Here is a 16,592-nt window from a genome sequence, read left to right as displayed (position 1 = left end):
TTAGTTTTTTAAAAGTTGGTGGCTTTTCTTGGGATTAATTAATTTAAAGGCGGTTTTTGGGAAAAACCTGTTTATCAGGCTAAACAGTTTTGCATCGCCCACACGTATTGTATAATGTTCTTTTTGAAGCCCGACGATAAGGCCTCTGACCATTTCTTCAACGGATATTTTTTTATCTTTCCGGTCTACAGTCATTTCTGTAGCTACAAGCGGCGGGACCAGTTCAAATATTTTCAAATTACTTCCTATAATTTTCAAATGTTCTCGAAGTGACACAGTATAAAAAGCCAATGCAGTTTTAGAAGAAGAATAAGTAGCTTCAATTAATGACGGAGCTTGGCTCAATATTGATGTCGTATTTATTATCGCTGCTTCTTTTCTTGATTGCAGCATGTCCATAAACATGTTATTAAGTCTTATAACCCCAATATAATTCACTTCCATTTCGTAGGCAGCACCTTCGGAATGTTTGTCATTGGCAATACCAAAATTTGACGGTGGTACCAGTACGGCCGCATTATTATACAAAATATCGATACCGCCCAGTTCTTGTATTTTGTTAAAAAGAAATTTTACCTCTTCATTATTGGCGACATCACTTTGAATTGTTATGATAGCAGGGTTTGCTTTCTTAACAGCATCAAGTTTGGCACGACTCCTTCCTGTGACGATTACTTTAGCACCGATAGCCAAGAACTGTTTTGCGGCTTCAAGTCCAATGCCGGATGCTCCGCCGGTTATTAATATTGTTTTGCCTTGTATCTCCATTATACTTTATTTAAAGAATTATTTTTATAAACTTCACCTTTTTAGACTTTTTAGTATATTTCGCGATATACTTTTTAGTATATTTTTACTCAAAAAAAAATTATATTTTATATTGTTCTAATTCAGACTTTAAGCTTTTGATAAGTCCCTGCATTGGTTTTGCTGTCCCCATAACTCTGCACATTACGATACCACCTTCAACCGATGCGACTAATTTAAAAGCAAAGACAATAGGATCAAGTTTAGTGGAAAACTCCCCAATATTAATTCCTTCCTGAAGTAAACCTGCTAATTCCTGCTGACCACTTCTAAATACTTTGGCAACTTTTTCTTTTATAAGCGGATAATTATCATCTGCTTCGACGGCAGTATTAAGTATCGGGCAACCACCGGAAATATAGGTTTCAATTGGGTCTTTATAAAAATCCAAAAATGCAAACACTTTGCCTTTAATTGTTTTTGCCTGATAAACTGCAGCTCTAATTCTGTCTGAAACCATTTTCAAGGACAAATCAATCACCTGTTCAGATAAATCTTCTTTATTTTCAAAATGACCATAAAGGCAGCCCTTTGTAAGTTTTGTAGCTTCCAGGATATCATCGATATTAACTCCCGAAATACCTTTTTCATTATAAAGAGGTACCGCAGTTTCAAGTATAAATTGTTTTGTTCTTTCGGCCTTACTAAGCATTAATAATTAATTAGGGAACAAATATACTAAAAAGTATATTTAGAAATACGGAATAGAAATGTTTTTTTTTTTAAATAAATAATTTTTATCAAACTTACCTGATTGTATTGTAAATAAATATACTATTATTACTTTTATACACTAAATCTATAGGACAAAAGAAGTATGATTATAAAAAGCCCTGCAAAAAAAAATCTATTACTACTTTCCTTTCTTTTATTTATTCTTCAATTATCTGCACAACAGAAGGATAGCTTTTCCCGGCAGTTCTTAATGAATATTGAAATAAGACCAAGAGCCGAATACACTTCAAATTACAACCTTCCTCCCAACGATTCAATTGATCCTTACTTTTATATCACCCAGAGAAACAGATTTTCTATGCTATATGCTAGAGAAAAATGGCTTATAAAATCAGATTTACAGGAAATTCATCTTTGGGATGAAAACAACAACGCTTCGAAAGTAGGAAGTATTAATTTTTATCAATTGTATTTTGAGACTAAGTTCAAATCTTTAAATATACGATTGGGAAGGCAAAGTGTTTTATTAGATAATGGCAGATTATTCTCTGATGCACCCTGGGCACAACAAGGTAGATCTCATGAAGGAATACGGATAATGAAATCCTCAAAATATTTCTCTAATGATTTTTTCTTTTTATTTACCAGAAACTACGGTACTGAATTTGAGCCAGCCTACTCTCCTGTCGCAGCGAATAAATATAAGTATCTGCTTGTAAATAATCTCAGCTACAATAACAATCATGGATTTTTATTTACCTCATTGAATGCTATTGATTTTTTAGAAAACACAATTTCAGGGAAATTGTATACTCGTGCAACAACAGGTGGAAGAATAGAATTTAAAACAAAACAATGGTATTATACTTTAAATTCATATTTACAGTTTGGGCATAATTCAAAAGGTCAAAAATTATTATCTTACTATTTTCAACCTGAGGTTAAATCGTCTTTCTTAAAATCTACTTGGCGTTTAGGTGCTGAAATAATTAGTGGCAGCAGTCCTAATATACAACCTAATAATTCCGGAGATTTTGATGTCTTATATGGCGTGACATGGAAGTTCAATGGAAATATGAATGTCTTTACCCGTTTTCCTACCGACGTTAACGGAAAAGGTTTAGTAAATCCTTATCTATTTACTGTAATTCCCATAAATAGTAAACTATCTCTTCGTTCTGATTTTCACCTTTTTTATACTCAATATCCTCTTCTAAATAATTTGGGTCAAAAAATGACAAAGTTTCTTGGATATGAAAGTGATCTTTCTGTGAAATACTTTCCTGCCAAAGAACTGGAAATTAATTACGCCTTTTCTTTTTATAAATCAACAAACGCTATGGAATATTTGCCAAAAATACAAGATGACAATAAACTTGCTTTTTGGAGCTATTTAATGATTTCATATTCTTTTAACGCTGTCAATTTAAAGCATTATAAAAATCAATAGCTTATATTAGATCCAAAACAATAATAAAATCTGTTTTTTGAATTTTTTGATAGGTTGAAATTCTATCATCAACAAATTTTGATGTGCATTTTCTAAAAATATTATTTTAGTTTTATCTCTAATAATTTATCAGGCCATGCAACCATATTCCCATCAAAAAAATTCTTTAGTAGAAATAAAAATGCATGGAATTATTTAACGCATTCTAACATTTAACCCTTACGATACATACAAACCGCTCTGTAATAAAAACTTAAAATAATTATCTTACAAATCAATCGAAAAATAAGCCAATTTCTTTAAATCATTCATAAAATGGTTTGTAAATTGTTCAGTAAGGGTCCCCTTACTATACAAACCAAACCATTACACATCCTTCATAAACAATTGATTATCTTTACATTACATACAACAGTAAAAAGATAAAGAAATGGAATACAATGAAAATCAGCGTGGAAAAATTACACCTGAAAAAGCATTAAAAATGTTAACTGACGAAGGGATGAATGTAACCCTAGAAGAAGCTACGGAAATATTATCTTTTTTAAGAATTTTGGCTGAAGCAAGAGTGAAGCATTTTTTAAAAGATTCGGAAAGCGATCAAATCGTAAAAGATGATCAATTGGATCAAAATATTCACAATCCTACTAAAATTAGGCAGAAAAAAAAAACTCTCTCCCGAAGGAATAATTTATTGCAAAACTTGTAAATTTTAAACAACAATTTTTAGTTAATACATATTAATTTAACTGTAAAACAAATTTTAAACTTTCAGTATTTTTAAAAACAAGCCTTACTAATTAATAAGGCTTGCTTTATTTCTAAATATTATCCTAATGATATTCTGTTTGCGGCATCCCTTTTTTTCTGGTCAATCACCTTTACATAAACCTGCGTGGTCTTAACGCTCCTATGTCCTAGCATTTTTGAAATGGTAAAAATATCTGTTCCCGCAGTCAGCTGGAGCGTAGCATAAGTATGCCTAAAGCAGTGAAAGGTAATATGCTTATTAATGCCTGATAATGCTACCCATACTGGAAGTACCCGGTCAACATCCCATTTATTTAATCCTTTAAACACCAATTCCTTTTCACCTTTTCTTTTTCCAAGCAGTTCAAAAGCTTCATCAGAAATAGGCATTGTTTCTGCTCCTTGAGTTTTTTTCTGGCGGAATATGATATAGTAGCCATCATTTTCAATGTAATGGACCTCAGACCAGAGCAGCTTCGCAATATCTACATAACGTATTCCTGTCAATACAGAAAACATCGAAATTTTACGCACTAAGGAATTTGGACAGGGAGTAGAAAAAAGTTTTCGGGTCTCTTCAATAGTCATAAAATTGCGCTGGGATTCCATTTCTTTAATGGATCCAATTTTTGCGTTTATATCTGTTCTTAGTTTATCTTCTTTATACGCCCCTTTTAGAGTTGTTTTTATTTTATTGTAATAGGAAAGCGCAGTATTGCGAGAAATCTGTTTATTATTCTTCCTCATGCTTCTTGCTTTGAGAAGATAATCCCTGAAGTCTTCAATGACTGTAACCGTAACATCTTTAAACAGCAGATCATTTCCATTTAAAAATGCTTCAAAGTGCGCTATAGCACAGTTCCATATAGATAGATTATTTCCTGTTTTTTTCTCTCCTAGCTTTTTATAGTATTGGAGAAATGATTCGTTTCCGCGAGCCTGAATCTGCAGCTGTTCTTTTTCAAATGGAGAATAGATCTCCGATTTATTGATTTCATTCTGTCTTCTTGCACGGATCAGTTCAGCCGTATGCAGATTTTCAGAATTTGACAGCTTCTGATACTGATCTGCCGGTTTCTGATATATATAGAGTTTCAAAAACTCGCGTCTGGTGTAGTCGTTTGTTCTTGAATCCCACACGGGAGGATAGAAATCCAAATAGAGAGACATTCTTCTCTGAGAAATAGCTTTCTTTCTGAGTGTTACGATACTTTTACTCATGGCTCTGAATGTTAAATAATAAATCAACATCTCTTTTGGAAACATAAACAAACCTGCCTACACTGTATTTTTCAATCCTTGCTCTCAGCAAAATGCCGTATAAAGCAGCAGGAGAAATATTCACCGTCTTCTGTATTTCAGAAATTGTATAGCAGTGCTCAATTCCTGGAAATTTCTGAACAGTTTCTTCATTTTTTCTGCTTTCGTACAACCATTCAAAAAAACTATCAATGTCCGAACGTCTTATAATAGTTTTAGCTCCAATTTTACTAATGGCAATTTCATTCCTTGAAATTACCCTATAAAGCGTCCTCCTGCTTACTCCCATAAAAAGACATGCTTCATCAATAGTGAAAATTTCAAGTTTTTCCAGCTGCTCGATACCTGCGTCATTCATGGATTTCATTTCTTGCCGTCTGGCCTCTTTCTTTTTTTCGCTGCTTCTCTTCTTGTAATTCTTGCTTCCGCAGGTTAACGAGCAAAATTTTGTTTTAATTGTCTTTGCTGTAAATTCACTATTACAGAACTGACAGATTTTGGAAATCCTAATGTTTGAACCCATAATTTTTAATTTTAAGTTTCCTACTGCACTTAAATGTCCTTCGAACTTCCATAATTACTTTCCAAACTCTGGAATCTGTCTTGCCAAAATAAAGGGGCACAGGACAAACGATATGCTCAAAAAATAACATATTTGCTAATTTCTCCTCCAGAAATCCAATCTTTGAAAACCTCAGCAAAATGTACATTTGTGCCATCATTTATCCCGTTTTGTCACAAAATTTGTACCTCGAAATCCGAGGTACAAATAAGGTACAGATTTAAGCAAAGCAATACCAAATATTCCAAAATAAAAATCAATAAAAAAAGAGTCAAAATGTTAATTACCAACACCTTAACTCTTTTTGTTGTTTTTTGTTTTGCGTTTCTTTGTTCCTTCTACTTGCCAATACAGAAATTAGCAAAAATATTCCCCAGCAACTCGTCATTGGAAACTTGTCCTGTAATCAATCCGAATTGATATAAAGCTTCGCGAATATCAAGCGCCATAAGATCGCTTGAAAGACCTGATTCTAAACCAAATTTTACTTTCTGAATTTCATCTAAAGCTTTTAGTAACGAATCATAATGTCTTGTATTGGTTACAATCGTTTCATTATTACGAAGCGCTCCTGTATTCACAAAAGACAACAATTCATTCTTTAAGTCTTCTACTCCTATTTTTTCTTTCGCCGAAATCAATAACAGTTTCGCATTTAAATTTTCTAACTGATTGGTAATATTTGCTACTTCATCAGCAGACAGAATATCCTTTTTGTTCACCACAATAAGCAGTGGTTTTAGCGGATATTTATTTTTGATCTGTTCAATTTCATATACAAATTCAGAACTTGATGTCTGAAACTTTAATCCGTCAAACAAATAAATTACAACTTGAGCCTGATCTATTTTTTCGAAAGTTTTCTTGATTCCGATACTTTCTACAACATCTTTTGTATCACGAATTCCAGCTGTATCAATAAATCTAAATCCGATACCGCCAATTACCAATTCGTCTTCAATAGTATCACGCGTAGTTCCAGCTATGTCAGAAACAATCGCGCGTTCTTCGTTTAATAAAGCATTAAGTAAAGTCGATTTTCCAACGTTTGGTTCACCTACAATTGCAACCGGAATTCCGTTTTTAATTACATTTCCAACGGCAAACGAATCAATTAAACGTTTTAAAACAAATTCAATTCTATTTAATAATTCATGAAATTGTGTTCGGTCTGCAAACTCTACATCTTCTTCTGCAAAATCCAATTCTAATTCTATCAAAGAAGCAAAATTTAAAAGTTCTTCTCTAAGTTTAGCAATCTCATTACTGAATCCGCCACGCATTTGCTGCATCGCGATTTGATGAGAAGCTTCATTGTCTGACGAAATCAAATCTGCAACGGCTTCTGCCTGAGACAAATCCAATTTTCCATTTAAGAAAGCTCTTAATGTAAATTCACCCGCATCGGCCATTCTACAGCCATTTCTAAGCAATAATTGAATAATCTGCTGCTGAATATATGTTGATCCGTGGCAAGAAATTTCAATCGTATCTTCTCCTGTATAAGAATTTGGACCTTTAAAAACAGAAACCAATACTTCGTCTAATGTTTTGCTTCCGTCTACAATATGTCCTAAATGAAGTGTATGCGTTTTCTGTTTTGTTAAATCTTTGTTCTTAATAGATTTAAATACCGAATTGCCAATTGTGATGGCTTCGGCTCCAGAAATACGAATTATGGCGATAGCTCCAGCTCCCGAAGGCGTAGCCAAAGCAACTATAGAATCTTGATTTATCATGCTGCAAAGGTATAAAAAAACGCTCAAATTCTTTTCTATGGCAATGTTACTCCAATCAAACAAGAAATCTTCCGATTAATTAAGATTAATAAATCATTAAGTGTTAAAATACTGATAAATATCAGGTTGTTTTCTTCGTAGAATGAGTAAATTTGAGAGACAAACCTTAATCTTAAATACGATGAAAAAGATACTATTTCCAACCGATTTCTCTGACGCTGCTACCAACGCATTTGTTCATGCTTTAGAATTTGCTAAAGTTGTAAACGCCGAATTGATCTTACTTCATACATTCGAGATTCCTGTTTACGACAGCCAATTCTTCCCAGAGAATTATGCTTCTATATATAGTTCAATCGAGCTAGCAAAATTTGAAACGTTTAAGGATGAAATTCCGAAACTACGAACTATTGCAGCTGAACGTAATCTAGAAGATATTGTGATCAAACACCGTTTAATGGATGGTGATCTTATTTATAATCTTAAAAACGCAGTCGAAGAAGATAACGTTGATTTTGTTATAATGGGAACCAATAGCGCTTCTGACTGGACAAAATTCTTCACAGGTTCTAATACTGAATCTGTGATTTCAGGAGTTGAAGTTCCTGTTTTATGTGTTCCTATCGATGCTAAATACAAGAAAGTAAAAACAATTGGTTTTACTACTCGATATCGAGAGAAAGACAAAAAAGAACTGAAAAAAGTCTTGAAAATTGCAAAAAAAACTGATGCTAAGGTTAAAAGTTTATATGTAAAAACATCTAATTCTGATGTTACGGAGGAAATCAGAAAAGAATTTGAAAAAGAATTCACTGGAGAAAATGTTGAGTTTTTAGTTCTGCCAAGTGATGATGTAAAAGAAACCATCCTTGATTTTGTGTTATACAAAGACATTGATATTCTGACTACTATAACGCACAAACGTTCTTTCTTTGAGAGCCTTTTTGATTCTAGTTTTTCAAAAAAAATAGCCAAAGAAGTTACCATTCCGATATTGGTTATGCACGAAGATTAAACAACAATATTGATGATTTTGTGACTTAAAAGCTATATTTGTAGTTCAAGCAAAATAATAGAATGAAAGCATATCCAAACAACGTTGCAAAATACTCAGAACTCTATAATAAAACCAATAAAAAATACAACAGCATAAGCCTTTTGAGGCTATCAAGTATTTTTCTTTTCTTGATTTTTATGTTTTATTACATCAAGACAGATCAAATACTTTATGTTATTCTAGCTGTTTTATCTTTTGCTGGTTTTATTTTTTTTATGAGAATACATTCGCGAGTTTCATTTCAAAGATTGCTTGCAGAAACACTTTTAAAAATTAATCAGAATGAAATTGCTTTTCTGAAAAGGGAAAAAACACCTTTTGAAAACGGAGCTGAATTTATCGATTTCCATCATCCTTATGCTTATGATCTGGATATTTTTGGAGATCATTCTTTATTTCAAAATCTAAACAGAACAGCCTCTTTTATTGGAAAGAAAACACTTGCTGAGTTATTACTTCATACGCTGCCTGAAACCGAAATTTTAGAAAATCAGGAAGCTATAAACGAATTAAAATCAAAAATTGATTGGAGACAGGAATTTCAGGCTTTGGCAATTTTAAGTCAAGATTCCAAACAATCTTATGAAGCAATAAAACATTGGACTTCTTTTACAAATAACTCATTACCTAAAGTTTTAGTTGCATTATCATTTATTCTTCCAGTAACATTTTTTGGATTTCTGGCAGCGTATTTTATCACATCAAAAACTATTATTCTTTCTTATTTAACGTACGTCTTTATTGCCAATTTAATTGTTTTGGGAAGAGCCGTAAAGAGAATTCAATCGGAAATAGCAAAAGCTGATAATGTCGCTAACATCATAAAACAATACAGTTTATTGATTGAAAAAATTGAAAAAGAATCTTTCCAGTCCAAAAAGCTACTTCATTTACAAGAACAATTGAATTTCAAGAATGCGAAAGCAAGCCAGCATTTAAAGCAGCTTTCTGAGCTGTTTTCAAGAATGGATACAATAAATAACTTTGTAACAGCCACTTTATTCAACGGAACATTCTTATTCAATCTGCATGTTTTAAAAGCATTATTAAAATGGAAAGAAGATTATGCTTCAGAAATGAATCATTGGGTTTCTATTATTGGGGAAATTGAAGCGTTAAGTAGTCTAGCAAATTTAGCGTATAACAATGAAGATTTCGTTTTCCCTGAAATCAATTCCGATTATAAAATTGAATTTAAAAATCTAAGCCATCCGTTACTCAATCCTGCAACAAGAGTTGGAAATGACACGCAATTTCACCCTCAATCATTTGTGATTTTGACTGGTTCAAACATGTCAGGAAAAAGTACATTTTTGAGAAGTTTAGGTATTAACATGGTATTGAGCGGAATAGGTTCAGCAGTTTGTGCATCAGAAGCTAAAGTACATCCATTGCCAGTCCTAGTTTCAATGCGATTATCTGATTCTTTATCGGATAGTGAATCTTATTTTTTTGCTGAAATCAAACGCTTAAAACAAATCATGGATGAACTTGAGAACCAGCCTGCTTTTGTTTTATTAGATGAAATTTTAAGAGGTACGAACTCTGATGATAAAAGAAACGGTACAATTGAAGTGGTGAAGAAAATAATTTCTAAAAAAGCCATCGGTGCAATCGCAACGCACGACATTGAAGTTTGTTTGACTACAAATGAATATCCTGAAATTTTAACCAATCAATGTTTCGAAGTTGAGATTCAAAACAATGATTTGCATTTCGATTATAAACTCCGCAACGGAATCTGTAAAAACAAAAGTGCTACATTCTTAATGCAGAAAATGGGAGTTATTTAATTATGAGTTATGAATTATGAATTATGAATTATGAATTATTTACTATGTGTTAAAAACATTCATAACTCATAATTAGTTTTCCTCATACATTTCCATCCATAAACGCGTTTCTTCCAAATCGAGTTCTTTTTCTATTTTGCGAAAGATTTCTTCGTTGACAGAACCAAATTTATGCATCGATTCTAATTTTGCACGTTCTACATTCAGCAGATCAATTTGGATTTTAGTGAAATCATTAAAAATTTCACCGCCAAGAAGTTTACCATTTCCAAAGAAATTAGCTGGAAGTTCTGTCTTTTGAAGTCGGTTAAATTTTACTTCATATTTACTTTTAATATTATGAAGCAACTCATCATTCAGTAAAGAGAAATTATCTTCTATATGAGCAATAGTTTCTGAAACAATTACATTTCGAATATTATATTCTTCTGCAAGTATCGAATAACGCTCAATTTTTAGCTTCTTAATTAGCCACGGAAGTGTAAGACCTTGTATAACCAAAGTTGAAAGTATTACGCAGAAAACTAAGTATATAATCAAATTTCGAAGTGGAAACTCTTCTGTTTTATTCAACATCAACGGAAGTGCCAACGCTGCAGCCATAGAAACCACGCCACGCATTCCCGACCATCCAAAAATGATCATATTGCGATAATCAAAAGCTTCTTTCTCACGAATCCTTTTACTAAGCATTCTTGGAATCATCGTTGCAGGGATAACCCATAAGAAGCGAACTAAAATAACTACTATACTTATAACTGCTCCCCAGATAAATAACGAATTCCCGGAATAATTACTGATTCCAGCAATTATTTGCCTCAACTGAAGTCCGATTAAAATAAAAATCAAACCGTTCAGAATATTATTAAGAACATCCCAAATTGTATTCGTCATAATTCGGCTTTCATGAGAAAAAATGGTTCCTGATCTCGCTGCGAGAAAAAGACCTGTCGTTACCACAGCCAAAACTCCCGAACCTTCAAAATGTTCTGCAAGCAGATAAGAAGCAAATGGCGTCAACAATGTAAGTGTTACTTCGATTATATCATCGCAAACAAATCTTTTATGGATATAATACATGATAAAACCAACAACCAAACCAATTCCTATACCCAAAGCAGACATTAAGACAAAATTTAATCCTGCCTGCCATAACACAAAATTCCCTGCTGTAATTGCCGTCAGAGCATATTTATATGCCACAAGACCGCTTGCATCATTTACTAAACTTTCTCCTTCTAGAATAGCAATTAATCTCGGATTAAGTCCTAAGCCTTTTGTAATAGCAGTTGCCGAAACTGCATCAGGAGGCGAAACGATTGCTCCAAGCAAAAAAGCTAACGGCCAAGACATATCTTCTATCAGCCAATGTGCAAAAACAGCAACTAATCCTGTTGTAAAAAAGACCAAACCTACAGCTGCAAAAGTTATCGGACGAATGGACTGTTTAAAATCGGACCAGCTGGTATGCCACGCAGCATGATACAAAAGAGGCGGCAGGAATATAACAAACACTATTTCTGGACTCAAAGCTATTACAGGAAGTCCAGGTACAGCGCTAATGACAACACCACATAAAACCAAAACAATCGGAATTGGGAAATTATATCTTTTACTAACAAGACTAAGAAAAGCTACACCGAAAAGCAGCATAATGATTACGGTAATATTCTCCATTTATTGGCGGTATTTATTGATTCTGGGTTATGGAATTTGGGTACTAAATTAAGATTTTATGACAACTTAATTAAATTAGCATTAAAAAAATAGAATATCAATTTATTGACTTATATCAAACTTTTTGGTTCTAATCAGCTTTAGATTTGCTTCTTATTATTTCTAAAAAGGTTTTATGATAAGTACAGAATTAAGTCCGTTAATACAATTTGGAATTTCAAGTAAAGAGCGTGTTGAAAATGCCTTGGAACAGCTTAGAAGTGGAAAAGGCGTCTTGGTAACCGATGATGAAAATCGAGAAAATGAAGGCGATCTTATATTTTCTGCACAACACATAAACGTTCAAGATATGGCACTAATGATTCGAGAATGTAGCGGCATTGTCTGCCTTTGTCTAACGAATGAAAAAGCAGACGAATTGCAACTTCCCTATATGGTAAAAGAAAATACTAGTAGTTTTCAGACTCCTTTCACCATTACCATTGAAGCAAAAAATGGTGTGACAACAGGAGTTTCTGCAAAAGACAGAATAACAACTATAAAAACTGCAATTGCAACAAATGCAAAACCGCAAAATTTAGCAAAACCTGGACATATTTTCCCTCTTAGAGCAAACGACAAAGGTGTTTTAGGAAGAAATGGTCATACTGAAGGAAGTGTAGATTTAATGAAATTAGCAGGTTTGCAACCCGAAGCTGTTCTTTGCGAATTGATGAACGAAGACGGAAGCATGGCTAAACTAGACAAAATCATTAGCTTTGCACAAGAACACAATTTAGTGGTTTTATCTATTGAAGATATTATCTATTACCGCAAATTCGTTAGAGATTACAATTAAATGATATACAAACAGCTTGGCAATTCAATTCGAAAAAGCATAGACGTTTCTGATGAAGATTTAGAAATCATTCTCTCCTATTTTAAGCTTATTAAAAAAGGAAAAAATGAAATTTTGCTGGCTCAAGGTCAAATCAGTCAGGAGACTTTTTTTGTTGCAAAAGGCTGTTTGCGCATCTTTTTTATTAATGAAGAAGGAAAAGACGCCACACGATATATTGCATTCGAAAACCAGTTTGCTACGGCTTTAGTCAGTTTTATAACAAAAATGCCAGCGCTTGAAAATATTCAGGTTGTTGAGAAATCGGAATTGCTGAGTATTTCTCATGAAGATTTTAATCATTTAATGGAAATTGTTCCGCAATGGCGTAAGTTTTACAGCAATTATTTAGAAAAAGCGTATGTAAATAATGCCAATCGTTTAATGTCATTTACGACTATGGATGCTTTGGAGAGATATAATCAGCTTTTAAAAATAAACCCTGCTATTGTAAAAAGATTACCGAATAAAATTGTGGCTTCTTATATCAATATTTCTCAGGAAACTTTGAGTAGATTGAAGTCTAAGGTTTAAGTTTAGTTTGATTGCGGAGTTACTTGCGGAGATGTCTCCTTCGTCGACATGACAAACTGTACGAAAAATAAAAAAGCCGAATCTTAATTTAGATTCGGCTTTTGATTTTTATGATTCACAGCTGCTGCAAGAAACAAGACTTGTTACTAATTCTTTAGAAACACTCTGGCTTCTTTGGTAGTACAAACTTTTAACGCCTTGCTGCCAAGCTTCTATCATTAAACGGTTTACATCTTTAATCGCCAATTCTGCTGGAATATTAAGATTTAAACTTTGCCCTTGATCAACAAATTTCTGACGAATTCCTGCTTGCTGTACAATTTCTAACTGACTGATTTCTTTAAATGTTTTAAAAACGTCTTTTTCCTGTTGAGTCAATTGTTCCATATGCTGCACACTACCGCCGTTTAGCATAATTCCTCTCCAAACTTCTTCATTATCCAGCCCTTTTTCTTCAAGCAATTTTTTAAGATATTTATTTTTACGCATGAAATTACCTTTACTCAATCCAGCTTTATAATAATTACTGCTAAAAGGTTCAATTCCTGGCGAAGTCTGTCCTAAAATAGCAGAAGAAGATGTCGTTGGAGCAATTGCCATTGTGGTTGTATTACGTCTTCCGTAACCTTTTAATAATTCTGGTTCTCCATAAATTCTAGCCAACTCTTGACTTGCTTTATCAGCTTTGTCACTTATATGTTTGAAAATCTCTGTTGTTTTCATTTTAGCTTCCATTCCTTCAAACGGAATCATGTTTTTCTGCAAATACGAATGCCATCCTAAAACTCCTAAACCAAGTGCACGGTGTCTTTTAGCAAATTTATTAGCTGCAGAAAGGTAATAGTTGCCTTCTGTTTTTTCGATAAATTCTTGTAAAACGGCATCTAAGAAAAAGATCGCTAATTTTACTGCTTCAGTATCTTTCCATTCTTCATACAATTCTAAATTCATTGAAGAAAGACAGCAAATAAATGATTCGTCATGTGTAGACGGAAGCATAATCTCACTGCATAAATTACTTGCGTTGATTCTTAGATTCTGATCTTTATAAACTTGTGGTTTATTTTTATTTACGTTGTCACTAAAGAAAATATAAGGTAACCCTTTTTGCTGACGGCTTTCTAATACTTTTGCCCAAATCTGTCTTTTCTCGCCATCGCCATCAATCATTTCCTGCATCCAATAATCTGGCACGCAGATTCCGGTAAACAAATTCTGAATCGGGTTTCCGATACTTTTAATTTTCAAAAACTCTTCAATATCTGGATGGTCAATATCTAAATAAGCTGCAAATGCACCGCGACGAACTCCGCCTTGAGAAATCGTATCCATTGCGGTATCAAAAAGTTTCATAAAACTAACTGCACCACTACTTTTTCCATTGTCTGTCACTGCGCTTCCGCGTTCGCGCAATTCACCAAAATAACCAGAAGTTCCTCCACCAATTTTAGTTTGCATAATTACCTCACCCAATTTATGCGTAATTCCTTCAATTTTATCTGGAACATGCACATTAAAACAAGAAATCGGTAAACCTCTTTCTGTTCCCATATTGGCCCAAACTGGCGAACTGATACTCATCCAGCCTCTTTCGATCATTTCCATGAAAGATTCTTTCAATTCTGGTTTGTAGAGCCTTTTTGCTGCAGCCGTACAAATTCTATCGATTGCTCCTTCTACAGTTTCTCCTTTTAAAAGATAACCGCGATTTAAAATCTGTTCACTTTCAGAGTTTTTCCACCACATTTTACTGTCGTTTTGTGGTTCAAAATTGTTATTTTCAGGGTTTATATCTGTCGTATTCATAATGTATTATAGGCTTGTATTAGAAAAGATCGTTTGCAGTGATACTTTTATCGTGTTTTGTATATTCTACCGGACGTTTTGCAAAGAAATCGTCAAGACTATTTGCAAAAACCTCTTCTTCAAACCAAGTCATTTTTGAATACTCTTCTGGCGAAACATTAAAAATAGTTTCGATATTGATTTGTTTCAAGCTTTCGTCAATTCTAAATTTCATGAAGTTTACCAAATCTTCTTTATTAATGGTTTCTATCGCTCCATCTTCAAAAATCCAGTCTAAAATATCGGCTTCAACCGTAATTGATTCCTTTACAGTTTCTCTAATTAATTCTAAAGTATCTGCATCGAAATATTCTGGGAATTCTTCACGGATTTTATTTATGATATAAATTCCACCATTCGCATGAATTTGCTCGTCAATTGAAGTCCATGCAATAATATTGCTCACATTTTTCATATACCCTTTGAATCTTGTGAACGACAATAAAATAGCAAACTGGCTAAACAAAGAAACGTTTTCGATCAGGATACTAAACAGAATCAATGAAACCATGTACTTTCTGTTATCTTGAGATTTGGTGTCTTTCAGCACATTCGAAAGATAATCTACACGTCTACGAACTACAGGAACGTCCAAAAGTCTTTCAAATTCATCATTATAACCTAAAACTTCCAGTAAACGTGAGTAGGCTTCTGAATGTCTAAATTCACATTCTGCAAAAGTAGTTCCCAAACCATTGAATTCTGGTTTTGGAAAATGCTCATATATATTACCCCAAAAACTTTTTACAGCCACCTCAATCTGCGCAATTGCTAACAAACTATTTTTAATTGCTGTTTTTTCAGCCAGATTTAAATGTGCGTGAAAATCTTGCGTGTCGGCAGTAAAATCTACTTCAGTGTGTACCCAGTAAGCCTTATTAATCGCTTCAGTAAATTGCAGAACCTCAGGGTATTCAAAAGGTTTATAATTGATTCTTTTATCGAAAATTGACATATATATAGAGAGTTTTAAGTGACTATTTTGAAATAGAAATACGAGCGCTTTATTTGGGGAGTGGTACTAGCGTGATTTCTATAATTACAAATTTAGCCCACAGTTATTCTTTTGTCTAGTTTTAGATGTTAAAAATCTGTCCAATTATCAACAGTTTTAAAACCAGAAAAATTCAGTACAAATCAAATTTTATCAACATCAAAGCAATGTTCTTTAATTCGCAATGAACTAGCATTTTCCCTAAAATTAATTTCAAGTTATCAACATGAAAAAATGCGCTTTTGGAGGGCAGAAATAAAAACAGTTATCAACATTCGGATTTTAAAAATAGAAATTTAAAGAGGAATTTCAATTGAAAAAAAAGCGAGTTATTAATAATAGTTCTAAATAATATTTGCGTCACAAAAACATAACAATCTTTACTACAGTAATTTATAACATATACATTATTCAAAATCTTTAAAATCTATAGAAAAACAATGCAATAAAGCCAATTAATCTAATCGAAATCCGCTTCTTAAAGTCTTAACATCAAAAAAGAGTGAGAAGCAATAATTCCTTCTTAAAAGAGGACTTTTTTTTCTTTAGAAAAGACAATCTTTCATTGTCGC

General features: G+C 33.1%; 14 protein-coding genes. 6 read left to right on the top strand and 8 right to left on the bottom strand.

All coding sequences use genetic code 11. The annotated features are described in order from the left end of the window. Both DMA14_RS16820 and DMA14_RS16815 read right to left on the bottom strand, forming a co-directional pair. Positions 1 to 768 (bottom strand): SDR family oxidoreductase, encoded by a 768-nt coding sequence (locus DMA14_RS16820; RefSeq protein WP_111425742.1) that lies wholly within the window; start codon positions 766 to 768, stop codon positions 1 to 3. 100 nt (positions 769 to 868) lie between these two features. After that, complete coding sequence (locus DMA14_RS16815; protein WP_111425741.1) at positions 869 to 1,459, bottom strand: TetR/AcrR family transcriptional regulator; 591 nt, start codon at positions 1,457 to 1,459, stop codon at positions 869 to 871. A gap of 273 nt (positions 1,460 to 1,732) precedes the next feature. On the opposite strand from DMA14_RS16815, the gene DMA14_RS16810 reads away from it, so the two are divergent. Next, the gene (locus DMA14_RS16810; RefSeq protein ID WP_111425740.1) at positions 1,733 to 2,932 is read left to right on the top strand and encodes a hypothetical protein; all 1,200 of its coding nucleotides are present in this window, start codon (positions 1,733 to 1,735) and stop codon (positions 2,930 to 2,932) included. Positions 2,933 to 3,362: 430 nt separating this feature from the next. After that, a complete protein-coding gene (locus DMA14_RS16805) occupies positions 3,363 to 3,641 on the top strand; it encodes a hypothetical protein (RefSeq protein WP_111425739.1) in 279 nt (92 codons plus the stop codon). Between the two features lie 119 nt (positions 3,642 to 3,760). Here DMA14_RS16805 and DMA14_RS16800 read toward each other — a convergent pair whose 3' ends face one another. The 3 genes from DMA14_RS16800 to mnmE all read right to left on the bottom strand — a co-directional run bounded on the left by DMA14_RS16800 (position 3,761) and on the right by mnmE (position 7,243). Next, complete coding sequence (locus DMA14_RS16800) at positions 3,761 to 4,903, bottom strand: site-specific integrase (RefSeq protein WP_111425846.1); 1,143 nt, start codon at positions 4,901 to 4,903, stop codon at positions 3,761 to 3,763. Then, positions 4,896 to 5,465 carry a helix-turn-helix domain-containing protein gene (locus DMA14_RS16795; RefSeq protein ID WP_111425738.1) on the bottom strand — a complete coding sequence of 190 codons (570 nt, stop codon included), beginning with the start codon at positions 5,463 to 5,465 and terminating at the stop codon, positions 4,896 to 4,898. Before DMA14_RS16795 ends, DMA14_RS16800 begins: the two co-directional genes overlap by 8 nt. Before the next feature lie 377 nt (positions 5,466 to 5,842). Beyond that, positions 5,843 to 7,243, bottom strand: coding sequence for a tRNA uridine-5-carboxymethylaminomethyl(34) synthesis GTPase MnmE (mnmE, locus tag DMA14_RS16785; RefSeq protein ID WP_111425736.1), 1,401 nt, complete (start codon positions 7,241 to 7,243; stop codon positions 5,843 to 5,845). Positions 7,244 to 7,424: 181 nt separating this feature from the next. Between mnmE and DMA14_RS16780 the strand changes: the two genes are divergently transcribed. Together DMA14_RS16780 and DMA14_RS16775 are read left to right on the top strand one after the other, a co-directional pair. Next, positions 7,425 to 8,258: a universal stress protein gene (locus tag DMA14_RS16780; RefSeq protein ID WP_111425735.1), complete on the top strand. Its 834-nt coding sequence runs from the start codon at positions 7,425 to 7,427 to the stop codon at positions 8,256 to 8,258. A gap of 62 nt (positions 8,259 to 8,320) precedes the next feature. After that, positions 8,321 to 10,093, top strand: a complete 1,773-nt coding sequence (locus DMA14_RS16775) for a MutS-related protein (RefSeq protein ID WP_111425734.1) — start codon at positions 8,321 to 8,323, stop codon at positions 10,091 to 10,093. Positions 10,094 to 10,165: 72 nt separating this feature from the next. Here DMA14_RS16775 and DMA14_RS16770 read toward each other — a convergent pair whose 3' ends face one another. Beyond that, entirely contained in the window at positions 10,166 to 11,770 is a 1,605-nt protein-coding gene (locus tag DMA14_RS16770; RefSeq protein ID WP_111425733.1) for a Na+/H+ antiporter, read from the bottom strand. Positions 11,771 to 11,945: 175 nt separating this feature from the next. Here DMA14_RS16770 and ribB point away from each other — a divergent pair, with 175 nt between their 5' ends. Together ribB and DMA14_RS16760 are read left to right on the top strand one after the other, a co-directional pair. Continuing rightward, positions 11,946 to 12,608 (top strand): 3,4-dihydroxy-2-butanone-4-phosphate synthase, encoded by a 663-nt coding sequence (gene ribB / locus DMA14_RS16765; protein ID WP_111425732.1) that lies wholly within the window; start codon positions 11,946 to 11,948, stop codon positions 12,606 to 12,608. Continuing rightward, positions 12,609 to 13,181, top strand: coding sequence for a Crp/Fnr family transcriptional regulator (locus tag DMA14_RS16760; RefSeq protein WP_203418315.1), 573 nt, complete (start codon positions 12,609 to 12,611; stop codon positions 13,179 to 13,181). A gap of 108 nt (positions 13,182 to 13,289) precedes the next feature. Here the strand turns inward: DMA14_RS16760 and DMA14_RS16755 are convergent, their stop codons facing one another. Both DMA14_RS16755 and DMA14_RS16750 read right to left on the bottom strand, forming a co-directional pair. Then, a complete protein-coding gene (locus DMA14_RS16755) occupies positions 13,290 to 14,987 on the bottom strand; it encodes a ribonucleoside-diphosphate reductase subunit alpha (protein ID WP_111425731.1) in 1,698 nt (565 codons plus the stop codon). 19 nt (positions 14,988 to 15,006) lie between these two features. After that, positions 15,007 to 15,981 carry a ribonucleotide-diphosphate reductase subunit beta gene (locus tag DMA14_RS16750; protein ID WP_111425730.1) on the bottom strand — a complete coding sequence of 325 codons (975 nt, stop codon included), beginning with the start codon at positions 15,979 to 15,981 and terminating at the stop codon, positions 15,007 to 15,009. Between the last annotated feature and the right edge of the window lie 611 nt (positions 15,982 to 16,592).

The organism is Flavobacterium sharifuzzamanii (genome assembly GCF_003254585.1).
GTDB classification, from domain to species: domain Bacteria; phylum Bacteroidota; class Bacteroidia; order Flavobacteriales; family Flavobacteriaceae; genus Flavobacterium; species Flavobacterium sharifuzzamanii.
Note: the sequence above shows the minus strand (reverse complement) of the source record. Positions and strands in the feature narration are given on the sequence as shown.